The organism is Pseudomonas sp. F01002 (genome assembly GCF_004402115.1).
In the GTDB taxonomy this organism is placed as follows: domain Bacteria; phylum Pseudomonadota; class Gammaproteobacteria; order Pseudomonadales; family Pseudomonadaceae; genus Aquipseudomonas; species Aquipseudomonas frigoris.
The window spans coordinates 1-21657 of record NZ_SOPU01000023.1; the positions used below are offsets into that span (position 1 = coordinate 1).

The 21657-nt window shown below is 54.5% G+C and carries 20 protein-coding genes and 1 pseudogene; 11 read left to right on the top strand and 10 right to left on the bottom strand.

Going from position 1 to position 21657, the window contains the following annotated elements:
• Window positions 1–265: hypothetical protein (locus E3W21_RS31450; protein WP_218570171.1), on the top strand; the 265-nt coding region annotated here is incomplete at its 5' end.
• A gap of 21 nt (window positions 266–286) precedes the next feature.
• Here E3W21_RS31450 and E3W21_RS19170 read toward each other — a convergent pair.
• From E3W21_RS19170 to E3W21_RS19210, 9 genes are all read right to left on the bottom strand, one after another.
• On the bottom strand, window positions 287–730 hold the full coding sequence (locus tag E3W21_RS19170; RefSeq protein ID WP_134421465.1) for a PaaI family thioesterase: 444 nt from the start codon (window positions 728–730) through the stop codon (window positions 287–289).
• A 36-nt stretch (window positions 731–766) separates the two neighbouring features.
• Window positions 767–2464, bottom strand: a complete 1698-nt coding sequence (locus tag E3W21_RS19175) for a fatty acyl-AMP ligase (protein WP_134421466.1) — start codon at window positions 2462–2464, stop codon at window positions 767–769.
• Complete coding sequence (locus E3W21_RS19180; RefSeq protein ID WP_134421467.1) at window positions 2446–3177, bottom strand: thioesterase II family protein; 732 nt, start codon at window positions 3175–3177, stop codon at window positions 2446–2448. The genes E3W21_RS19175 and E3W21_RS19180 overlap by 19 nt, the downstream gene beginning before the upstream one ends.
• 20 nt (window positions 3178–3197) lie before the next feature.
• Complete coding sequence (locus E3W21_RS19185) at window positions 3198–4448, bottom strand: cytochrome P450 (RefSeq protein WP_134421468.1); 1251 nt, start codon at window positions 4446–4448, stop codon at window positions 3198–3200.
• Between the two features lie 25 nt (window positions 4449–4473).
• A complete protein-coding gene (locus tag E3W21_RS19190) occupies window positions 4474–5337 on the bottom strand; it encodes a cyclopropane-fatty-acyl-phospholipid synthase family protein (RefSeq protein ID WP_134421469.1) in 864 nt (287 codons plus the stop codon).
• Window positions 5334–5609, bottom strand: a complete 276-nt coding sequence (locus E3W21_RS19195) for an acyl carrier protein (protein WP_134421470.1) — start codon at window positions 5607–5609, stop codon at window positions 5334–5336. The genes E3W21_RS19190 and E3W21_RS19195 overlap by 4 nt, the downstream gene beginning before the upstream one ends.
• Window positions 5610–5625: 16 nt before the next feature.
• Window positions 5626–6615 carry an acyl-CoA desaturase gene (locus E3W21_RS19200; RefSeq protein ID WP_134421471.1) on the bottom strand — a complete coding sequence of 330 codons (990 nt, stop codon included), beginning with the start codon at window positions 6613–6615 and terminating at the stop codon, window positions 5626–5628.
• Between the two features lie 82 nt (window positions 6616–6697).
• Window positions 6698–7099 (bottom strand): PaaI family thioesterase, encoded by a 402-nt coding sequence (locus E3W21_RS19205; protein ID WP_134421472.1) that lies wholly within the window; start codon window positions 7097–7099, stop codon window positions 6698–6700.
• Window positions 7100–7161: 62 nt separating this feature from the next.
• Complete coding sequence (locus E3W21_RS19210; protein WP_166793845.1) at window positions 7162–7950, bottom strand: alpha/beta fold hydrolase; 789 nt, start codon at window positions 7948–7950, stop codon at window positions 7162–7164.
• A gap of 379 nt (window positions 7951–8329) precedes the next feature.
• On the opposite strand from E3W21_RS19210, the gene E3W21_RS19215 reads away from it, so the two are divergent.
• Window positions 8330–8761, top strand: a complete 432-nt coding sequence (locus E3W21_RS19215) for a hypothetical protein (protein WP_134421474.1) — start codon at window positions 8330–8332, stop codon at window positions 8759–8761.
• A 183-nt stretch (window positions 8762–8944) separates the two neighbouring features.
• A complete protein-coding gene (locus tag E3W21_RS31860) occupies window positions 8945–9133 on the top strand; it encodes an AbrB/MazE/SpoVT family DNA-binding domain-containing protein (RefSeq protein ID WP_134421475.1) in 189 nt (62 codons plus the stop codon).
• Here E3W21_RS31860 and E3W21_RS19225 read toward each other — a convergent pair.
• Window positions 9098–9451 carry a hypothetical protein gene (locus E3W21_RS19225; RefSeq protein ID WP_134421476.1) on the bottom strand — a complete coding sequence of 118 codons (354 nt, stop codon included), beginning with the start codon at window positions 9449–9451 and terminating at the stop codon, window positions 9098–9100. The genes E3W21_RS31860 and E3W21_RS19225 overlap by 36 nt on opposite strands.
• 147 nt (window positions 9452–9598) lie before the next feature.
• Here E3W21_RS19225 and E3W21_RS19230 point away from each other — a divergent pair, with 147 nt between their 5' ends.
• The 8 genes and pseudogenes from E3W21_RS19230 (at window position 9599) to E3W21_RS19260 (ending at window position 21649) form a co-directional block, all read left to right on the top strand.
• The gene (locus tag E3W21_RS19230) at window positions 9599–10816 is read left to right on the top strand and encodes an MFS transporter (protein WP_134421477.1); all 1218 of its coding nucleotides are present in this window, start codon (window positions 9599–9601) and stop codon (window positions 10814–10816) included.
• Window positions 10817–10906: 90 nt separating this feature from the next.
• Window positions 10907–12376, top strand: coding sequence for a carbohydrate porin (locus E3W21_RS19235; RefSeq protein ID WP_134421478.1), 1470 nt, complete (start codon window positions 10907–10909; stop codon window positions 12374–12376).
• A 65-nt stretch (window positions 12377–12441) separates the two neighbouring features.
• Window positions 12442–14181: a CocE/NonD family hydrolase gene (locus tag E3W21_RS19240; protein ID WP_134421479.1), complete on the top strand. Its 1740-nt coding sequence runs from the start codon at window positions 12442–12444 to the stop codon at window positions 14179–14181.
• A 77-nt stretch (window positions 14182–14258) separates the two neighbouring features.
• Window positions 14259–15176, top strand: a complete 918-nt coding sequence (locus E3W21_RS19245) for an SDR family oxidoreductase (RefSeq protein ID WP_134421480.1) — start codon at window positions 14259–14261, stop codon at window positions 15174–15176.
• A gap of 1277 nt (window positions 15177–16453) precedes the next feature.
• Window positions 16454–16633 (top strand): annotated as a pseudogene (locus E3W21_RS32390) (HAMP domain-containing protein); the annotation flags it as partial.
• Window positions 16628–17497, top strand: a complete 870-nt coding sequence (locus E3W21_RS32395; protein ID WP_371927126.1) for a methyl-accepting chemotaxis protein — start codon at window positions 16628–16630, stop codon at window positions 17495–17497. The pseudogene E3W21_RS32390 and the gene E3W21_RS32395, both read left to right, overlap by 6 nt.
• 90 nt (window positions 17498–17587) lie before the next feature.
• Window positions 17588–20278: an alpha-ketoglutarate dehydrogenase gene (mdeB, locus tag E3W21_RS19255; RefSeq protein WP_134421482.1), complete on the top strand. Its 2691-nt coding sequence runs from the start codon at window positions 17588–17590 to the stop codon at window positions 20276–20278.
• Window positions 20279–20362: 84 nt separating this feature from the next.
• Window positions 20363–21649 (top strand): dihydrolipoyllysine-residue acetyltransferase, encoded by a 1287-nt coding sequence (locus E3W21_RS19260; protein ID WP_134421483.1) that lies wholly within the window; start codon window positions 20363–20365, stop codon window positions 21647–21649.
• The last annotated feature ends 8 nt before the right edge of the window (window positions 21650–21657 follow it).

Genomic DNA, 21657 nt, shown 5'->3' on the forward strand with positions numbered 1-21657 from the left:
TGCGTCTTCAACCAGAACACTGCTGCTAAGCTTATCCACAATTGCTGGGACAAAAATCAGCAATCCGTCCTGGGTCATTTTTCAATCGGCAGGGTGGGTCAGTTTTCAATCAGCGCCAACAGTCAGGCTTCAAAATGAAAACGATGTTTGGAGTGAGATTTGCTGGTTCTCGAAGGTGCTGCCAGCGCCTTACGGAAGATCACCGACAATGCCCATGGGAGCACTGTCGGCATCAGGATTTTCAGGTGTATCCGCTGCTATCTAATGAGTGGTCAGATCATTACCTTCAGGCTTTGAGGGGAATATTTCGCATAGTCACCAGAGCGGTGGCGCAGAGTGTTTCCTTGCCTTGTTTCACGGCAAACAAATCGGCAGCGGCAACCGTAGTATTGTTCGATGCATTGATGACACGTCCCCTGGCTATTAGCTTGTCACCATCTGCCGGGGCAATTAGTTTGACAGTGAAATCTGTAGTCATATTTATCCAGCCAGGTGGCAGGAGGGTTCCGGCGGCCGAACCTCCGGCAAAATCAGCCAACGCTCCGATGATACCACCTTGAAAGTAGCCGTTATGTTGGGTGAGTTCTTTGCGCGCTGGCTGTTCGATTTCACAATGACCTGGCTTTAAGTAATTGAAATGAAATCCCAGTAATTTTGCCGCTGGCATACTGAGTACCGCGCCTTGGACGTGCTTGTCAAAGTCGGGATTGCTTGCAGCGAAATCTTCCATGGTATTCATCCTTATAGGCTAGATTTGTGAACGACACTAACCAAGCCATCGCTCAAGTTTTTTATCGATGTATTGAGTACGTATTGCATTGCGCATGACCTTGCCACTACTGGTTTTCAATAGTTTTCCGGGCATTAATAAAACAATGTCGTGGGGAGTAATCTCGCTGTTTAAAACCACTGCCTGTCGAATGATCGAGATAATTTCGTCCCCATCGATTTTCTTTCTCCACTCTCTTCGAACTTCTTGAACGATAATCAGTTTGTCTTCCGTGTCTAAGAGTGAAAATACCGCGCACGCCGAATTCTCTAGGCTATGGTGAGCTGTCGAAACATTGTGCTCGATATCATGCGGGTAATAATTCTTACCGCGGATAATGACCATATCTTTTATTCTGCCCGTTACATATAACTCTCCTTGGTGAACAAATCCAAGGTCTCCAGTACGTAAATAAGGCGGTTGAATGTCCCCTGATAAATGATTTGCGAAGGTGCCTGCGGTGAGAGGGTCCTGGTTCCAGTAACCCCGTGCAATGTGGGGACCAGCTATCCAGATCTCTCCAATTTCGAATGGTGTGCGGGGTTTTCGGGTTAGCGGATCAACAATTTCTATACGTGTTCCCGGCAGCGCTTTACCCGAACCCACCAATGTTTGGCAAGATGCCGTATCCGTCGGCAGAATTTTTCCATCACGCAGCGCCTGCCTGTCAACGTTCAGAGTAATCATGCCTGTTCCCCTGACGCCTCCTGACGCTTGTAACGTGCATTCGGCCAAGCCATAACAGGGATAAACAGCCTCTCTGCTGAAACCGAATCGCTGGAAAGCAGCCTGAAACTCACTCATTGTTTCGTTACGAATTGGCTCGGCACCATTGAATGCGACTTGCCAAGTGCTCAGATCCAGTTCGATTTCCGGTTCTCGCTCAAGGGCTTTAACACAGGCACCAAAAGCAAAATTTGGTCCACCGCTTGTATGTGCTTGATAAATAGATATTGCTTGAAGCCAGCGCAATGGCCAGCGCATGAATGTTACTGGCGACATCAGAACGCTGGTTGCGCCGACAAACATCGGTTGAAAAATATTCCCGATGAGACCCTGGTCGTGATAATGCGGAACCCACCCTATGACGGTAGACGCTTCGTCATGACTGAACGCATCGCGAATCATTGCCTGATTTGCAACAATATTTGCATTCGTCACCATGACCCCTTTAGGGGTGGATGTGGAACCTGACGTATATTGAATAAACGCCAAGTCCTCCGCCTCGACTGCCAAATGGTCAGGGAGAAACGTAAATTGTTGGCGCCCCCTCAAGTCGTCCATCTCAAGCCATGACAACGACTCTCGATGATCCTGATCCTGAAGAGAGCTGCTTAGTGCCTTGAGTGTAATAATCAAACGTGGGGAGCAGTCGTCGATGATGGCTTGTAGTGTGCGTTGTGAGCGTTTTTTATTGGGTGGGCAGAGGGGTACAGCGACCACTCCTGCATACAGGCAGCCAAAAAAAGCGATGATGAAATCTAATCCCGCCGGGAATATTAATAACGCTCTATCGCCACTTTGAGCTGTCTCTAACAGACGACCGGCAAACTGCCTCGCCTCAATTCTCAACTGCGCAAAGGTCAGCTCTTCTTCCGTCACCAATTTTTCAGAAAGAAAAATATAGGCCGGTTTTTGCGGGTAAAGCTCGCTATGGCTGTCTAGACAGTCGGTCATCAAACGAAATTTTTGCATTCAACCCTCCTGGTGCTTTGTGCGCTCAGTGAGTGATGAATTATGTCGATCAGCGCTTGCGGCCGTGAAGAGTGGAAAAAGTGGTTGCCGCTCAACTCATGGAAACTGAAGTCCCCGGTCGTTCTCTCCTGCCACGCCATTAGTTCGTCAGTTTCAACCACAGGATCATGGGTGGCATAGATGGCACTGATAGGACATTTCAACGTGTGCATGGGATGGAATTGATAAGTTTCTACCAGAGCCAAATCACTCCGGATGATCGGTATAAGTGTATTCAACAGTCGGGTGTTGGTACCGATTGCGTCCGGAACACCACCATAAGCCATCAACTCATTCAGAAACGCTTGGTCCGATAGGTGATGGATCGGCGCCAGTCGTGCCGCCAACTGTGGTGCGCGTCTGCCCGAGACAAATAAATGCATCACTTGAACAGTATTGCGATTTGAAAGCTTGCGGGCGACTTCATAAGCCAATACTGCACCCATGCTATGACCATACAACGCGAGTGGCTGGCTCTCATGACTGAGCTGTTCAGCGATATGAGCAGATAAGCTGTCGACATCAGTAAAGGTGGCTCTTTGGGCAGGCCCGTCGAAGCATCCTAGTTTGATTTTTCGAATCGTTTCCGAGAGACGGGATCCCCACCCGTTGTAAGTCGCGTTACTGCCACCTGCGTGAGGAAAACAGATCAGGGAGATGTTTTGTGTGTGCATTTCACCTTATCCCGGTAGAGTCAGACAAACTGAACATCGAGAGACGATAAGCTTCGAACGATGAAACTGCCTGCCTGCCAAGTCGGTTTGCTGTGACGGCGTATCAAGCGAGGCCCTTCCAACAATCTGGAAAGTACCGCCTGCATCTGGCGCTCGGCTAACAATGCACCTAAGCAACCGTGCATACCGTAGCCGAATGCTAAATGCCCCTTTGTCTTACGCTCAATATCAAAGCGATCAGCAGCAGGAAAAACGCGCTCATCCCTATTGGCCGAACCCAAACACAGTAGAATCTGATCCCCTGCTTTAATAACGTGCCCATCCAGGATCAACTCTTTTGTCGCGAAGCGTTTGGTATGTTGAAGAGGAGTCTCGAAACGCAAAACTTCTTGTACACAACAGTGGATTAGCTGCGGTCGCTGCTGGAGTAGGCGGTATTGCTCAGGATGCTCCAGCAACGCATTTATGCCGTTGCCAATCAGGCTTTTGGTGGTTTCGTTTCCGGCAACAAAGCACATGATGCAGACGAAGATCAGCTCCTCATGAGTCAAGCGATCACCATCGATTTGCAGATCAAGTAGTTGACTGATCAAGTCTTGCCTTGGATTATTTTTACGCTCGGCAATGACACTGGAGAGATACTCCATATATTCATCAAGAACATTACTGACTTTTTCAAAATCGTCCTTAACCATCAATCCAGGCTCTAATAGAAAGCGGATGGCATGGGTCCAAGCATCGATGGTCGAGTGCATTTCGGCAGGTAGCCCGATCCATTCGCACATGACTCGCAGCGGCGTGGGTTGGGCCAGGCCGGATATGATGTCCATACCTCCTTGCTGATAGGCGTCCCGCAGCAAGTCTTGGATAGTGTCTTCTATAGAGCTTTGCAACTGATCTATCGCCGACTGCGAAAACGCGATGTTCATCAATTTTCTCAAACGATGATGGTCGGGATTCTCGGTGAATACGATTGATTTGTAGGCCAGCCGCTGAAACGGTGCGTTATCGCGACCAAACTTAGCGGCCTGATTATCAACCAGTTTCGGAATAATGCTTGCATTGCAGCTACGATCACGCAGAACACTCATGACATCGGCATGTCGGGTGACGACCCACATACCCAACACTTTATGCAGAGGGTTCAGCTCACGTAACTGGCGGTAAACACCGTACGGTGTCTCACGAAATTCAGCGGAAAAAGGGTTGAAGCGGGGTAAATTCATTAATTTACCGGGTGTCAACGAGTGATCCTGAGCACCATCAGACATCGTGAGGTTCCTTCCATCAGATTGATTATCGGATAGCTTGAAGTTGGAGTCTCAACAACTGAATTTTTCCGAACTGAAATCCGTAAGCCGACATCTTCAAGTAGCGTAGATAACGGGTAACGACTGCATCGCCGACACGTTCCGCAGCAACTGCCTTATTGGCGGACAACCGGCGATACCACTCTTCACACGTTCTCGCATAATCCAGCCGGCCATTGTCGACACGTTGAATTTCGAAGATTCCCTCCGCCGCTTGAGCTAATTCTGTCAACGTGGGCAGGTCGGCATTGGGAAATATTTCCTCATTGAAAAAAGTGCTTGCTTGTTCTCTGGACATGGAACCATAAGCAATTGTTTGCAACGAAAGTCGCCCCCCGGGTTTCAACCAGTCTCGGCAGGAAGTGAAGAACCTCCGGTAGATTGCTATTTTCTCTTCAATACTATCTGAAGGAGAAGCGAAGTGCTCAAAGGCTCCAATGGAAATAATTCCATCAAATGGTGTTGCAGGGACGAACTCCTGCCAGTTTTTTACCTCTATAGCCACCTTCGAATATAACTGCTTTTGTATATAAGCCGCTTGCTGATTACTCAGCGTCAGTCCGACGGCGCGCTTGATATTTGGCATATTCTCTAGCGCATCAAGCACACCCCCCCACCCGCAGCCAATATCAAGCACCGATTGTAAATTGCCCGCATCAATGGCCTCAAGGTGATACGCTATTTTATTTAATTGTGCCCTCTCCAAGGTTTCACTCCCGGCCCATACAGCGCAAGAGTAGGAAAGTGTTGGATCCAGCCACAACTCATAAAAGTCGTTACCCACATCATAATGATGGCGTATCGCTTTCGACTGTTCTTCCAGACGATGCTCGGTTGTTAAAGCGTTCATTTTTCCGACGTCCTGTCCCCACCCATAATCAAACCAGTCACGGCCTTGATACTGGGATTATCAAACAACTCTTCCGCTGAGATTTCCACGCCATATTTTTGTTCGATTTCGATTAACAGAGAAACTGCCAAGGAAGAGTCCAGCCCTAACTCACCGAAATCTTTATTTTCATCGATGCTGATTCCGGGAGCATTGAGAAGCTCGCCTATTTGGTCCTTACACCATTGGACTACAGTGTCTTTTTCTATCGAGAGAGATTCATAGGCAGTCATGATTGAATTTTCCTTATTAGAGAGGTTGTACGTTTCTGTTTTTACGACTGGTTCTTCGTTGCAACGTGGGGACTCGCAAATCCCATGCCACCCCCATCAAGCACAAACCACGGATAAACCAGTAACCAGGATCGAATACTGACCATTGCAACCCAAATGAAGGAGACTCGGGGAATGCATGGTGATTGTTGTGCCATGACTCCCCGAAGGTGAGTAAGCCAAATAAACCACCATTACGGCTGTAGTCTTTGGATTGATAAGGTCGAGTACCGAACCGATGAAGTATGGAGTTGATGGACCAAATGATGTGACCCACAACGAACATGCGGATAGCCCCTCCCCAAAGGAAACCGCTCAATGCGCCCCATAAAGATTGGCTAAGTAGCCCGCCCAGTAACGCAGGGGCTAGCAGGCCAAGAAAGACCCACGTGTAATAAAGACGCGCGGTTTTAGCGATGAGTGGATCTCGAATCAAATCTGGAGCGTAATAGGCAACGTTGGGGTAATCGTGCTCCTTCATCCACATGAAGTGTGAGTGCGCCAGCCCCTTGATGAGGCCTCCTAATCCGGACCCATGCAGATTGGGTGAGTGCGGGTCGCCTGGTTGATCACTCAACTCGTGGTGACGCCGATGCATGGCTACCCAAGACAGTAGGGCCCCCTGACCGGCCATGGAACCCAGTATCGTTAAGACAACACCAACTGCTGGCTTCGCCTTAAACGAGCGGTGAGTAAAGTATCGATGATAGCCCACACTGACCCCGATCCCAGTCAGTGCCCAAAAGGCAATGAACAAACCAATATCTAGTGCGCTAACTGGTATGTAAATTGCCAATAACCCTGCGAGAACAACGCCAAACACAGGAAGAATATCGAACAGCAGGAAGTGCTTACGTTGAAGTCGATGAAAGTACGGACTACTTATCGCTTTGCGTTTCGGATTTTTTCGTTCGGCTGTATCTTGAGAAATTTGATCTAGTTCAGGTGAGCGCGCAGCACTGTCCATCGTCAATCACTCCGTGACATATTGTCAATTGCGCCAAATGTGGCGCTTATTATTATGTTGTATTATAATCGCAGTCCGCGCTTCAGCTCACCACTAGAAAAGAAGCGCTGGCTCGCACCACTCGCTCATCTCCAACGCTAATATAACTGTTAGCAAAAACTAATCGGCTTCCGGTTTTTTGAATATCCACCACGGCCTCCAACCAATCGCCTATTTTGGCGGAACCCGCAAAATCGGTTGTGAGTGCTGTCGTTACGAGTTTGAGAGGTGGGTCTTTCGAGAAAGCTGCGCTGTAACCTAGGGCGACATCGGCCAGCGCCATGAATAAGCCTCCGTGGGCGAGTCCACGCGCATTGGCGTGTTTCTCCTGTACCCGAATCCCAATAGTAAAACCTTCAGTATTTTCCCGATAATAGAAGGGACCTAGAAGATCAAGAAAAGGGCTGGTTCTAAATAACGGTTTGAAATCATGCGGAACAACCATTTCGCGCTCCTTTTTTATTTTAATAAATCCAAAGAATCACTTAGTTAAATTAAATTATTAACTCACAAAAGCGCTTCAGTCAAAAACGTCTTGATTTTCGTATTAACTATGTCGGCGTGAGTCATACTCACCGAATGCGCGGCGCCAACAACCTCCATGAATTGGCTATGGATAATTCCTGCCTCTAGCTGCCTAGCCTGTTCAGCACTGATCGCACCGTCTTCATTACCCCATATAACGAGTGCCGGCATCTGCAACTTGCTCAACGCAGGAGCAAGATCATCGCGATCTGCTAACGCCGTAAAATTTAAGCATAATGTGTTGTCATCAATTGTTTGCCATTTTTTGATCCAAGGTTTAGCCAGTTCTTTATCCGCACCCAAGATAAATGTCGACACACCTTGTACAATTTCATCAGTCAGGGAATTTTCAAGCCATGCACTAAGAAGCTGTGAATATACGACTTTCTGGTTTTCTTCTTCCACGCCCGCGTGTGTAGCGATCAAAACCAATGCTTGAACCTTTTCGGGATAACGCAGTGCGGCCCGAAGGCTAACGTAGCCACCTTGCGACATACCCAATAAAACGGCCTTATCTATATTGAGGTGGACCAGTAGAGCAGAGAGGTCGTCTGCACTATCCCAGAGGCTGAAAGGCTCAGTGACGTAGGTATCCTGTCCATGCCCTCGTTGGTCCCACGTGATGATTCGATAGTGCTCACGTAATATGCAAACCTGAGCATCGAACATGCTTTGGTCCATGAATAGACCATGAGAAAGTACTATTGCTACGTCGCCATCCAGAGTGTCTGTAAAGCTAATCGGCCTTCCATTGATCAGTGCGACGGTCATTTTATCCTCCATGATATTAGGCATTGGCATTGAAAGTAGCTTAGGAATCGTCTCTGTCAAATTTTTTGGCTATCCCGCCGTCACGAGTCGAGGACCCCGAATTTTAGAATGACTTGCCCCCCAGTTCCGTAGGCATGCACTTTTCGCCTGATTCTGCCCAATTCATTTCTTGCCAGCGGCCACCGGCAGCTGTGGATCGGTTGCCGTCCTTCGCGACAGGCAAAAAACGACCCTAAGCAGACGAATGCGGTCAGGGAAATCAAATCCGCCCCCGTATCCCTTGCTACACCTAGTCGGCGCCCAGCCGTGGATCGGCTTAAATGATGTGTTAAGGCAAAACGTAACGTTGTAATCCCCTCGGTCATCAGTGGAGAGACTCATGCGTTATCGAGCCATCATCTTTGCATCCATTTTCGGCTTATGGTCCCAATCTGCCGCTGCGCAGACAAAGCTAGGTGCCAGCGTGTACCTCCTGTGTGAAGGCGAGATATGGACGCATCAAGACGGGTTTGGTCGAAGCAAGGGAGCACGTGGACAACTGACAATTCAGATTGACCCTCAGAGCCGGGCCCTAACGGTCACGACGCCACTAACAGGCAAGATCACTGGCGACCTCGCTGTCACGAATGAGTGGTACTCGTCGTTCCCGTATATCGTTTCTACTAAAGAGCTATTTGGTCGGAAAGTAGTCAGGCTTCATGTAAGTTTGAATCGATTTAGCGCGAACGGCGTATTGATGTACGAACTGGACGATGGCCAACAGTTCGCTGCCTTTATCGGCGACTGCAAGCCTGCGACCGCGAAGTTCTAGTCAGATGCTTCACGCGTCGAAAGGGACCTTCGCGTGCCTCCTCTGTGAAGTCTCTCGGTAGCTACTTTGCTGACCTATTGGTGCCAGCCCCAACGTCTGCTATTGGCTGTTTGCTGCCGGTCGCTCGTACACCAGGGTAAGATAACGACTCATTTCGGTTGCCGAGAGTGGAGCGAGAATCCAATGAGTGATTCAGTGAAGACGACTGTGAAATGTCAGGACCCAGGCGATGGCAGCGGAGATGTAATCATCGATCTCCCTCAGGATGTCCTTGCAGCCATGAACGTCGGCCTCGGTGATTTGTTGACTATCGAGATGGTTGAAGGATCGATAGTGCTAAAGCCAATCCGCGACGCTGACACGGAATCTTGAAGCTGGTATCGGCCAGAAGCGGACGCGCATGGCCGCGACCGGTTCGACGGCAATCACATCAACATCCATTGAATCCATCAAACGCGTCAGCTTTTCGGTTCTGGCGCCTAAATCGATAACCGTCGATCCAGGGCGAATGTTCAGCGCGTCTCTAAACCATTTCTGTATTTCGCCGGGATAGTCCGGGCGCCCCTGCGTGTAGATTTTGGCTTCTGTTGAGAAACCAGCCTCAGCAGCTTTATGAGCAATTGCCATTTGCAGCGACCCTCCGGGTGAATGATCAGTACACGCATTATGCGGCGTGTTGATAATCCCCACACTCCGTCCATCCTTTCACTTGCCATTTATCTCAACTGCTGTTGATATAAATCACCACTGGACGTAGGCTCCTGAAAAGCCGGATCCGTAACGTCGTCGACCTAAAGCTCCACCGCGTGTGCCATTACAATAATAAGGACATAAGAGATGAAACGTTGGTCAGTACTTGTTGGGTGTTTTCTCGGAATGAGCATCGCGTCGCCGGCCATTCTGCTGATTCCGCTGGGCCTGTTCATGAAGGCGGTGACCGCCGAGTTCGCTTGGTCGCGTACCGATTTTGCGATCATCATTTCTGTCGCGTCGATCTGCAACGCGCTGGTGATGCCGCTGGCTGGCTTTCTCGTTGACCGCTTTGGCGCGCGCCGTGTCGCGCTGGTCGGTACGGTGTTGGGATGCGGCAGCTACATGTGCTTGTCGCTCATTCACTCGTTCCCCGCGTTCGTTGCAATCACGGCGATGAGTGTGGCGTTCGGCAATCTGGCGAGTTATCCAGCCTTCCTGTTTTTGACCCAGCGCTGGTTCGATAAACACTTGGGATTGGCCTTTGCAATCACGTCATCAGGCCTTGCGGTCGGCACCGGCGCATTCTCGTATCTGATTTCGCAGAACATCGCATTGAACGGCTGGCGCGAGGCGTTTCTGGTGGCCGGGGCGACTGCGCTGGCGATTGGTCTGGCCAATCTCGCGGTGTTTGTCCGTGACAACAACGGGCCGATTCCGGAATCTGAGCGCCGTGCTGAAAAAAGCCAGCTAGAGGTGATCGGCATGACGTTGCGGGAGGCCATGGCTACCCGTGATTTCTGGCTGTATTCGCTTGCCTTTGTACTGGTGCTGTTTGGCGTCGTGGGGGCCAGCGTGCACTTGCCGGCAATGCTCTCGGATTGGGGCGCATCCGCCAATCAGATCGCCGGCATTGTCGCGGCGGGTTCTGCCGGGTCGTTGTTCGGGCGACTGTTTGGGGGTGCCTTGCTCGATCATCTGCACACCCGAACCGTCGCGGGGATTTTCCTCACCTGCCAGTTAGTTGGGTTTCTGATGTTGCTGGACGGTCTGCACTGGGCGCTGGCGGCCAGTTTCCTGATTGGCGCGACCCAGGGTGCCGAGATCGACATTCTCGGTTATCTGATTTCCCGCCGCTTTGGGAAATTGGCGTATGCGCGGATCTTTGGCAGCGCCTTTTCGGTGACCCTGCTAGGCGCCATTATCGGTCCGTTCGTGTTGGGCATGGTGTTCGATAAAAGCGGCTCGTACCGCACAGCCCTGATCCTGTTTCCAATACTCCCGGTCGCGGCGTTTGGTTTGTTGTGCCTGTCTGCCAAGTCACCCGATCAACCACAGCGTGTGATCGCGCCTGAAGCCACCTAGTAAAACAAGCAATACGGCCACCGTGCGTGCCTGCGCCTTGGCCGGCTATAACGCTAATGACTACCGAAAATAAGAATAAAAGGAAATTGTATGCGGCCCCATCAAAACGGGACGAACCGAATCCGTAAGCATGCGCCTGAATTTGTCCGCGTCACGCTGGCGGCACTGTTGGCAATCTGGGCGGCACACTCGCTGAATGCTCGTGCTGAAACAAACCCGACGCCGCAGAACGTTGTGGGTCAGGTTGCCCCGGAATTGAAACAACCGGCTAAAAGTCTTGATCGGGCGGCTACAAAAAAAGCCTTGCCCGACAGCCAACTACTGGGCCACATCATCGAACGCAAAAAGCAGTTCGCGAAGATCGATGCACTGGTTGAACGCGGACAATTGACCGAGCTGCCGCCACCGTCGGAAAGCATTCTCGGTGACGCCGGCGGCTTTCGCAGTGATCTGGCTGATTACGGCATTGGTTTCAACATGTTGAACATGACCACCTTCGCCAATAACTACCTCGATCACGACCGTCACAAACCGCAGGCTTATGGCGGTGAGCGCCCGACCTATTCGTCAAATCTGCTGGTCGGATTTACTTACGATCTGGGGCGGATCGGCCTCGACAATGGGCAGTTTATTTTCGGAGTAGGCAGCTATTACTCCAGCTGGGATGAAGTGAATCCGTCGTCAAAGTTCAGCTACACGCGTTTCGCCTACTACCAGAGCCTTTGGGATAAAACCGTCGAATTCAAAATCGGCGTGCTGCCCAACGACCTGGAATTTATCGGCCCGTTTACCGGTGGCACCTTGGTGGGCGGCACTCAGGGTTTACAAGCGGTGATCCCGTTTCAAGTGGGGTTGAGCCACGCACCGGTGTCCAGCCCGGCAGCCAACGTCACGCTGAATTACGGCAACTTCTATAACAAATTCGGCGTTCAACGCTCTATCAGTCCTGACGGCATGGGGCCGGAGATCGACCGTCATGCCGGTGAACTCGACTTGCACGTTGATCACGCCGGCGCGCTGTACATCGATGAGCTCGGCTACAAACGCGCCTCTGCGCCGGGCACACCGTACGCGTGGCTGCGAGCCGGCTACATCCATAACACGTCCGAATACACGCAGTTCCTCAGCAACGAGCGCAGTGATGACAACTACGCCGGCTACGTACTGGGCGACTACCAGTTTTACCAATTCGACAGCGCCATCGCTTCCCGTGGCTTGTACGCCGGGTTTACCTGGATGACCGCGCCAAAGGATCGCAACCTGTTTGACCTGTATTACGGCTTGCGCGTGTTTGCCAAAGGGCCGTTGGACTCGCGTCCATTCGACATGGTGATGCTGGAGTACGGCTACACCAGCTACAGCGACGACGCCAACAAAAAGCTCGATACGCTGCATGTGTCCAATGCCGACGACTCGAAATCGACAACGCTCGCTTACAACATGCGCGTTGCCGCCGGCACTTATGTACGCGCGGGGCTGAGTTACGTCGAACATCCGGCGTTCAGTCCAGACGTCAAAGACGCCCCCAATCTGCAAGCCAGTTTCACGCTGTTTTTCTAAAGCTTGATTGACCAATGAATTAATTGCCCCCGGTGAGTACCGGCGCCAGACAAAGGAGTCTCTCCATGAGCGATACGCAAAAAATCTACACACCGTCGACGCCACTGCCACCTGCTCGAACCGGCTTGTTGACCGCTTTCGAGCCTGGCACGCGGACGCTGGAAAAAGGCTTTCAAATCGCCCCGCAGTTTCGCCCGATCCCCGTCGACATCGTGTTCGAGAAGGACGTCGCGGTGCAGTTGCGCGATGGCGTGACAATTTACGTCGACGTGTTCCGCCCGGCCGGTAGCGAAAAAGTGCCGGTGATTGTTGCGTGGAGTCCTTACGGCAAAGGGCAGGGCACCTCCGTCAGTGTGATGGGCGTGTTTGGTCTGGTCGGTTTGAACAACAATGTCGTGTCGGGGCTGGCCAAGTTCGAAGCGCCGGATCCTGCGTATTGGTGCGCCAACGGTTACGCGATCTGCAACCCGGACATTCGCGGCTGCGTTGATTCCGAAGGCAACAGCGTGCTTTGGGATCGTCAGGACGGTCGCGATTGCCACGACCTGATTAACTGGCTCGCGGAGCAGTCATGGTGCAGCGGCAATGTCGGCATGAGCGGCACCTCGTACCTGGCCGTTTCGCAATGGTTTGCTGCTGCCGAGCAGCCTGCGGCGCTGAAAGCGATCAACCCGTGGGAAGGCGTCAGTGACGTGTACCGCGACCTGGTGCTGCGTGGCGGCATGCCCGATCTCGCCTTCGCCGGGCTGTTGCAGAACGGCAGTTTCTTCGGAAAGAACAACAAGGAAGACATCCTTGCTGAAGCCGCGCGCTACCCGTTGATGAACGAACTTTGGGAAAACAAGATTCCAGAGTTCGAACGCATCAATGTGCCAGCGTACATCGTCGCCAGCTATTCCAACACGCTGCACACCGCCGGTACGTTCCGCGGGTGGCGACGAATTGCTTCGCAGGACAAATGGCTGCGCATCCATAACACTCAAGAGTGGCCGGATTACTACGACGAAGCGAACGTCGAAGACTTGCGGCGCTTCTTTGACCGCTTCCTCAAAGGCCAGGCTAACGACTGGGAGTCCACCCCACGCGTGCGTTACGCCGTGCACGACTTCGAAGGCGGCGACCAGGTTAACGTCGCGGCTGAAGAGTTTCCGCCACAAGGCGCGGTATCGACCAGGTTCTACCTTGACGGTCGCTCGCGCACGCTGACCTGCGAAGCACCAGCGGCCGATGTCGCGGTGTCCTATGGTGTTGCCAACAACCCGAATGCGGTCTCGTTTATCACCCGTTTCGATCAGGTCACCGAGCTGGTCGGCTACCCCAAAGCGCACCTTTGGGTAGAAGCCAAAGGCGCCCATGACATGGATTTGTTTGTGCTGGTGCAGAAACTCGATGCCTATGGCACACCGCTGCAGCAGTTCACCACGCCTAATCACAGCGCGATGATTCACGATCTCACCGATCACGGCGCGACCATTCTTCGCTACAAAGGCTCGGACGGCCGCTTGCGTGTCTCGGCGCGGCATCTGGACAAAGCGCTCTCAAGCGTGGACGTGCCGGCCCACAGCTTTGATCGCGTGGAAAAACTCGCTCCGGGCGAGATCGTCGATGTCGAGATCGACCTGCTGCCGCTCGGCATCAAGTTCTACCCCGGCGAACAGCTGCGTTTCGTCATCAGCTCGCGCAACTTGATGGGAACGATGATGCCCGGCATCGCCGAATACACCGGCGCAAACAGCGGCGAACACGTGATCCACACCGGCGGTGAACACGCCTCCTACCTGCAACTCCCCGTCAAACTCAGCTGATCCTGGTGTGCGCCGTGCTCTTCAAAGGGCAGGGCGTACCTCACCTGTGGCGTTGAAAAGCCTGTATCGATCGCGCCATGGATTCCTTTCAGGAGAAAAATCCATTGATCCTTATCACCTCGGCTAACGGTAACCAGGGCAAACGGCTGGTGCCCAAACTGCTCGCGTCCGGCTATCAAATACGGGCTTGCGTCAGAACCGAATCCTCCGCCGAGCAACTGCACAAGCTCGGCGTACACCAAATGCGGGTAGGCGATCTCGCCGATCCGGCGTTTATTGCCCAAGCCATGAAGGGCGTCAAAAGTGTGTACCACATCGGCCCGACGCTGCATCACGACGAACGCGCGATAGGCTTCGCCATGATTGACGCCGCCAGAGCAGAGGGCGTCGAGCATTTCGTGTTCAGTTCTGTGCTGCACGCCATCGCCAGCGACTTGATCCAGCATGAAATCAAGCGCGACATTGAAGAACACCTGCTGTCCTCAGGACTCGAATACACCATTTTGCAACCCGCCAATTATATGCTGCCAACACGATTGAAAGCGGTGTTCGAGGAAGGCGTGTTCCGCTTGGCGTGGTCGCTGGACAGACGCCAGTCGATGGTCGATCTGGAGGACTTTACCGACGTGGTTGCGTTGGTGTTGTCTGACCGCGAACGTCACGGCGGGGCCACCTACGAGCTGGTCGGCCCCGGACGGTTCACTGCGCACGAGATCGGCGCGGTTGCTTCGCAAGTGGTGGGGCGCGAGATCAAGGTCGAGCGCTTCGATGTCGAGGTGTTTGTCCGCGAACGTTTCGGCAATCTGCAGCCCGAGGCGCTTCAGCATATGTTGCGGATGAACCTTGCGATCTCCAGGCATTACAGCAACCACCACTTCGTCGGTAACTCCAATGTGCTGTCCTTACTGTTGGGCCGCGCGCCGACGACGTTCGAAACGTTTGTCCGCAGGGAATATGCGCACTTCAAGGAAGCCAAGAAAACCCTTTCTGATTAAGGCGCTCCCTGCCAACCCGCGATACATTGTAGGAGCCGCGGCACGCTGCGATCTTTTGATTCTGATCTTAAAAACACAGATCAAAAGATCGCAGCGTGCCGCAGCTCCTACAGGAACTCTGTGAAATGTCGTCCATGAGCCGCTCGTGCAATGCGGCGGCTCCCGCGTAAATCCAAGGCTATTAGCGTTTCAACTGACTCCCATCTTTATTGGCCATTGGCCGAGCCACATGCCTACGCGATAGGCTCTGAACGTACGAAATGCAGCGCCTCTGAATCCAAAAAAACAACAACAAGAAGCCCTCATATGCTCAGTTTGCCTTGGTGTTTTCTGCCGTTTCCGTTCGGGTTCAGATTTGCCTCGCCAGCATGCCAAGGTGCGTTCCAGTGATGGGCCGCGCACTCGGCAACCTGTCGGTTGGCAGCAAACTGTGGCTGGGTTTTGGCTTGGTGTTGTTGTCGACATTAGCCGTAGCCGCGACTGCGTTTTACGCCTTCAACGTACTCGAAACCCGCGCCAGGAAGATGAACGACGTCGCCGCCGTTGAGTCGTTGATTCTGCAAGCGCAGGTCGCGGTCAAGGCGTTCGGCCTGAACCTGGCCGAGGACGAGGCCAACAAGGTCTCCGGGATTACCGCCGAGTTGGTGGCGTTGCTGGAAAAATCGAAAATGGACAGCGGGCAGGGCGCCTCCAAAGAAGCCACCCACTATTATCTCGCCCAGTTCGAACGGTATGCCCAGGCCCAGCGCGATGCCCGCGAGGCTCGCCTGCGCATGCAGCAACTGGCGCAAGTGGTGGGCGAACGTTTCACCGTGGTAATGCTCGATCAACTCGACGCGGTCAACTTGCTGGCTTCGCGGACCCAGCCGGCGGACGCGGTACGCATGCTGCAACTGGAACAAGCCTCCACGCTGCGCGACAAACTGGCGAACCTGCGTGACAGCGAACTCTATTTCACCCTGCAAGGCAGCACCGAAGAGCGCAACGCCTGGGAAGCGCGGGTCATTGAACTGCGCTCTTACATGGAAAACCTCGAACTGCGCCTCGAAGGCGCCGAGCGCGAATCGCTGACCCAGGCCCGTACAGCGCTGGATGAATACCGCGCCGCGTTCAATGGTTACGCCGCCAGCCGCGAGCAAACCAGCGACAGCCAGGCGGCAATGAACGGCGCCGCTGACAAAGTCAGTCAATTGCTTAGCGAAGTTCGCGCCACACAGGTTCAAGCCTCGCAGGCAATGGGTCAGCGGGTATCGCGGTTGTTGGCGGGGATGGTGCTGATGGCGCTCGCCCTTGGCATAGGCGCGAGTGTGTTGATTCGTCACTTGATCCTGCAACCGTTGCGTCAAGCGGTTGAGCTGACTCGCCGCGTAGCGTCGGGCGATCTCAGCGCGCAGATCGATGCCGCAGGACGCCGCGATGAGCTGGGCCAGTTGCTCGGCAGCGTCGGCGTCATGCTGGAAAGTTTACGTGGGCTGATTGGCCGGATTGGCCAAGGCGTCGGACAGTTGAACCACGCTGCCGACAGTCTGTTGCAGGTCACCGAACGTACGCGTCAAGGCGTCGACTCGCAGCGTGAAGAAACCGAGCTGGCGGCCACCGCGATGCAACAGATGGCCGCAACGGCCCAGGACGTTGCGCGCAATGCCAGTCAGACCCGCCACGCCGTCGAACAGGCCAATGATCAGGCGCGCAAAGGCGAAGCACTGGTGCATCAGGCGAGCAGCAAGATCGTTCACCTGGCCGAAGAAATGAGCGGCTGTTCCGACGCCATGGGTTCGTTGCTCAACGAGAGCGCAGCGATCGGCAAGGTACTCGACGTGATCAGTGCCCTGGCCGGGCAGACCAATCTGCTCGCCCTGAATGCGGCGATTGAAGCGGCACGGGCCGGCGAAAACGGTCGAGGTTTTGCCGTGGTCGCCGACGAGGTACGTAACCTGGCCCGGCGCACGCAAACCTCCACTGACGACATCGCCGCAATCATTCAACAGTTGCGAATCGTCGCTGAACACGCTGCCAGCCGGTTGCAGGGCAGTCAAGTGCTGACCGGCGAAAGCGTGGTACTCGCCGCACAAGCGTCACAAGCGCTGCAGGAAATTGCGGCGGCGGTGTCGACCGTCGAACAAATGAGTCAGCAGATCGCGGCGGCGGCCGAACAGCAGAGCGCCGTGGCTGAGCAGGTTGGCGAAAGCATGCAACGGGTACGTGCGGTGTCTGAGCAAAGCACCGCTGCCAGCGGCTTGCTCGACGCCTCGGTGCGCGGCCTGGAACAGGTGGGCGGCGCGCTCAACGCAGCCGTTGGTGGTTTTCGCACGGTGTGTTGAAACAGGTTCATTTGCAGTCATGAGGCTGAGTACGGCGGCACGTTCTGTCGGTTCATCTCTAAGCAAACAACAACAAGAGTGGAGGCAGATATGAGTTCGCTAAATGAAAATTCGATCCCTGGGTCGTTGGCTTCACTGGATAGCGACCGGGATGAAACGCAGGAATGGCTTGAGTCGCTGGAAGCCGTCGTGCGCGATGGCGGCTCCGAGCGCGGCCAGTTTCTGCTCAAACAGTTAGAGCAACACGCAAGAGCACTTGGCATCACCTCGCATGTGCACCCGTACTCGGCGTATCGGAACACAATTCCGATTGAACGGCAGGGTCCCTACCCAGGGGACCTTGCTGTCGAGGAACGGATCACGTCGATCATTCGCTGGAATGCATTGGCCATGGTGGTGCGCGCCAATCAGGCTTACGGGGATCTGGGTGGGCATATCGCAAGTTATGCGTCTGCCGCAGAAATCTTCGAGGTCGGTTTCAACCATTTCTTCCGTGCCCGCGACGAAAGTCACGGCGGCGATCTGGTGTTTTATCAGCCGCACTCGGCGCCGGGTGTCTACGCACGGGCGTTCCTGGAGGGCAGGCTATCCGAGGAACAACTGGCCAACTATCGCCAGGAAGTCGGCGGCAACGGCTTGAGTTCCTACCCACACCCTTGGTTGATGCCGGACTTCTGGCAGTTCCCGACCGGCTCGATGGGTATCGGTCCGATCAGTGCGGTTTATCAAGCGCGCTATATGCGCTACCTCGAACACCGCAACCTGGCCGAAACCGCCGACCGCCATGTCTGGGGCGTGTTTGGTGACGGTGAAATGGACGAACCCGAATCGATCGCCGGGCTCACGCTCGCGGCGCGGGAAAAACTCGACAACCTAACCTTTATCGTCAACTGCAACTTGCAGCGTCTGGACGGGCCGGTGCGTGGTAACGGTCAAGTCATTCAAGAGCTCGAAGCGTTGTTCACCGGCGCCGGCTGGAATGTGGTCAAAGTCATTTGGGGCTCGGACTGGGATCCGTTGTTTTCGCGGGACACCAACAACGCCTTGCTGCAACGCTTTGCTCAAACCGTCGACGGTCAGTACCAGACGCTGGGTTCCAAGGATGGCGCCTATAACCTCCTGCATTTTTTCCAGCAGGATCCAGAGATCAAAGAATTGGTCTCGCACATGTCCGATGCCGAAATCGATGCGTTGAAGCGTGGCGGTCACGATTTCCGAAAGTTGCATGCAGCGTTCGCCGCAGCCAAAGCGCACAAAGGCCGGCCAACCGTGATCCTTGCCAAAACCAAAAAAGGTTACGGCATGGGCGGCGCCGGCGAATCGCGGATGACCTCGCACCAGGCCAAGAAGCTCGATATCGATGCGCTGAAGGCGTTCCGTGACCGTTTCGCGTTGCCACTTTCGGACGATGACGTCGCGCAGCTGCGTTTCTATCGCCCGGCCGAAGACAGCCAGGAAATGCGTTATCTGCGTGAGCGCCGAACTTCGCTAGGCGGCTACATGCCGGCGCGGCAGAAGGGCCGCGAGCACGTCGCCATCCCGGCATTGGCGGACTACGCACGTTTTGCTTTTGAAGCTGACGGCAAGGAAATGTCCACCACCATGGCCGTGGTGCGCATGCTTGGTGGGTTGCTCAAAGACAAAGAACTGGGGCCACGCGTCGTGCCAATTGTTGCCGATGAAGCACGGACGTTTGGCATGGCCAACCTGTTCCGTCAGATCGGGATCTACTCACCGCTCGGCCAACTGTACGAACCAGAAGATGCCGGTTCGATGCTCTATTACCGTGAAGCCCGTGACGGTCAGCTGTTGGAAGAAGGCATCACAGAAGCCGGTGCATTGTCTTCGTGGGTCGCTGCCGCAACCTCTTACAGCGCGCACGGCAAACCAATGCTGCCGTTCTACATCTACTACTCAATGTTCGGTTTCCAGCGTGTCGGCGATCTGATTTGGGCCGCGGCCGACCAACGCGCTCGTGGCTTTTTGCTCGGTGCCACCGCCGGGCGCACGACGTTGGGCGGGGAAGGGCTGCAACACCAGGACGGTAGCAGCCATGTGGTGGCCGCCACCGTTCCCAACTGCCGCGCCTACGACCCGGCGTTTGCGGGTGAGCTTGCGGTGATTGTCGACCATGGCATGCGCCAGATGATGGAACGCGATGTAGATGAGTTCTATTACATCACCGTGATGAACGAGAACTACGCCCAGCCTTCTTTGCCCTCCGGTGTGGAAGACCAAATCATTCGCGGCATGTATCGCTACGCCGTGACACATGCACCTGCGTCGCGTGGAACCGTGCGGCTGCTGGGTTCCGGCACGATTCTGCGCGAAGTCATCGCGGCATCTGAACTGTTGGCAGCTGACTGGCAGGTGTCGAGCGAGGTCTTCAGCGTCACCAGTTTCAGCGAACTGGCACGAGAAGCGCGGGAAGTGGAGCGACGTAATCGTCTGAATCCGACTGAACCTGAGCAAGTCAGCCATCTGTGTGCCTCCCTGATCGGCAACGCGCCGGTGATTGCCGCCACCGACTATGTCCGCGCCTGGCCGCAACTGATCGCCAGTTACGTCGATGCACGTTTCATTGCCCTGGGCACTGACGGCTTTGGTCGCAGCGATACCCGGGCCGCGTTGCGCAGCTTCTTCGAAGTCGATCGCCATCAAGTGGTACTGGCTGCACTGGACGGTCTGGTCCGTGACGGCAGCTTGCCGCGTCAGGTGCTGGCCGAGGCTGTTGAACGCTATGGCCTGAAAGGTGATAGCCCGGCGCCGTGGACACGCTAAGCGGTTTTCTCTTCGCACGCGCTCGATGAGCGCTCCCTCCGTTGCGTGAGCGCGCAACGGATCAATTCTGGGCGACGGTACGTCATGAGTGAAATCAGAGAAATTCATGTCCCTGACATCGGGGACTTCAAAGACCTGCCGGTGATCGAGGTATTGGTCAAACCGGGCGATAAAGTAGCGTTCGATGACCCACTGCTGACGCTGGAATCGGACAAGGCCTCAATGGACGTGCCGAGCCCAGGCGCCGGCACCGTTGTGGCGGTGACGATCAAGGAAGGCGATCGCGTTTCCAAAGGCAGTTCGATCCTTACGTTGCAGATGGCGATTGACGAAGCGCCTGTTGCGCAAGCGCCCGTCATCAGCCCGGTCGTGGCCGAACCCATCGCCTACGTTCCTCCGCAGCCAGCCGTCGCCAAAGCGCCTGCGCCAGTGGTGAGTATTTCCGGGCCGAAACCCCACGCCAGCCCTTCGGTACGCAGCTATGCGCGCAAACTGGGCGTGGATGTCAACCGCGCGATTGCCACCGGCAAGGGCGGGCGACTGCTTCGTGACGATATCGAACATTTCGTCAAAGACGCTCTGCTGCGTCTGGACAGTTCCGCGCCGCGTGCCGATCAATCCGGTGGGCTCAATCTGCTGCCGTGGCCGGACATCGACTTTGCCAAATTCGGCACGGTCGAGAAGGTCGCGATGTCGCGTATCAAAAAGATCTCCGGCGCAAATCTCGCGCGCAACTGGGTGATGATCCCCCACGTCACCAACAACGAAGAAGTCGATATTACCGAGCTGGAAGCATTTCGCGTGCAGCTCAATCTGGAAGGCGGCAAGGACGCGATCAAATACACCATGCTCGCGTTTTTGATCAAGGCCGCGGTCTCCACCTTGAAAGCGTTCCCGTCGTTCAACAGTTCGTTGGGCAACGAAGACGGCGAGCCGATCCTGATTCTCAAGCAGTACTTCCACATCGGTTTCGCCGCTGACACGCCGAACGGTCTGGTGGTGCCGGTCATTCGCGATGCTGACAAAAAGGGCATCGGCCAAATCGCCACGGAATGCGCCGAACTGGCGAGAAAAGCTCGGGACGGCAAGTTGGGGCCCGCAGACATGAGCGGCGGAACCTTCACCGTTTCCAGCCTGGGCGGCATTGGCGGCACCGGTTTTACGCCGATTATCAATGCGCCGGAAGTGGCAATCCTCGGCGTCACCCGCGCGCAAATCAGACCGGTGTGGGATGGCAACGCCTTCGCGCCGCGGCTGATTTTGCCCATGGCGTTGTCATGGGATCACCGCGTCGTCGATGGCGCGGCGGCTGCACGGTTCCTTCAGCATCTGGCGGCGCTGTTGGCAGATTTCCGTCGAATTACGCTGTGAGGGAATGC

What these genes read in the sequence shown, in the direction of transcription:
- E3W21_RS19240 (WP_134421479.1), top strand. Translation starts at nt 12,442, where the DNA reads ATGAGCGATACGCAAAAAATCTACACACCGTCGACGCCACTGCCACCT.
- E3W21_RS19230 (WP_134421477.1), top strand. Translation starts at nt 9,599, where the DNA reads ATGAAACGTTGGTCAGTACTTGTTGGGTGTTTTCTCGGAATGAGCATC.
- mdeB (WP_134421482.1), top strand. Translation starts at nt 17,588, where the DNA reads ATGAGTTCGCTAAATGAAAATTCGATCCCTGGGTCGTTGGCTTCACTG.
- E3W21_RS19215 (WP_134421474.1), top strand. Translation starts at nt 8,330, where the DNA reads ATGCGTTATCGAGCCATCATCTTTGCATCCATTTTCGGCTTATGGTCC.
- E3W21_RS19210 (WP_166793845.1), bottom strand. Translation starts at nt 7,950, where the DNA reads ATGACCGTCGCACTGATCAATGGAAGGCCGATTAGCTTTACAGACACT.
- E3W21_RS19180 (WP_134421467.1), bottom strand. Translation starts at nt 3,177, where the DNA reads ATGCACACACAAAACATCTCCCTGATCTGTTTTCCTCACGCAGGTGGC.
- E3W21_RS32395 (WP_371927126.1), top strand. Translation starts at nt 16,628, where the DNA reads ATGCTGGAAAGTTTACGTGGGCTGATTGGCCGGATTGGCCAAGGCGTC.
- E3W21_RS19260 (WP_134421483.1), top strand. Translation starts at nt 20,363, where the DNA reads ATGAGTGAAATCAGAGAAATTCATGTCCCTGACATCGGGGACTTCAAA.
- E3W21_RS19205 (WP_134421472.1), bottom strand. Translation starts at nt 7,099, where the DNA reads ATGGTTGTTCCGCATGATTTCAAACCGTTATTTAGAACCAGCCCTTTT.
- E3W21_RS19175 (WP_134421466.1), bottom strand. Translation starts at nt 2,464, where the DNA reads ATGCAAAAATTTCGTTTGATGACCGACTGTCTAGACAGCCATAGCGAG.
- E3W21_RS19245 (WP_134421480.1), top strand. Translation starts at nt 14,259, where the DNA reads ATGGATTCCTTTCAGGAGAAAAATCCATTGATCCTTATCACCTCGGCT.
- E3W21_RS31860 (WP_134421475.1), top strand. Translation starts at nt 8,945, where the DNA reads ATGAGTGATTCAGTGAAGACGACTGTGAAATGTCAGGACCCAGGCGAT.
- E3W21_RS19170 (WP_134421465.1), bottom strand. Translation starts at nt 730, where the DNA reads ATGGAAGATTTCGCTGCAAGCAATCCCGACTTTGACAAGCACGTCCAA.
- E3W21_RS19200 (WP_134421471.1), bottom strand. Translation starts at nt 6,615, where the DNA reads ATGGACAGTGCTGCGCGCTCACCTGAACTAGATCAAATTTCTCAAGAT.
- E3W21_RS19190 (WP_134421469.1), bottom strand. Translation starts at nt 5,337, where the DNA reads ATGAACGCTTTAACAACCGAGCATCGTCTGGAAGAACAGTCGAAAGCG.
- E3W21_RS19185 (WP_134421468.1), bottom strand. Translation starts at nt 4,448, where the DNA reads ATGTCTGATGGTGCTCAGGATCACTCGTTGACACCCGGTAAATTAATG.
- E3W21_RS19235 (WP_134421478.1), top strand. Translation starts at nt 10,907, where the DNA reads ATGCGGCCCCATCAAAACGGGACGAACCGAATCCGTAAGCATGCGCCT.
- E3W21_RS19195 (WP_134421470.1), bottom strand. Translation starts at nt 5,609, where the DNA reads ATGACTGCCTATGAATCTCTCTCGATAGAAAAAGACACTGTAGTCCAA.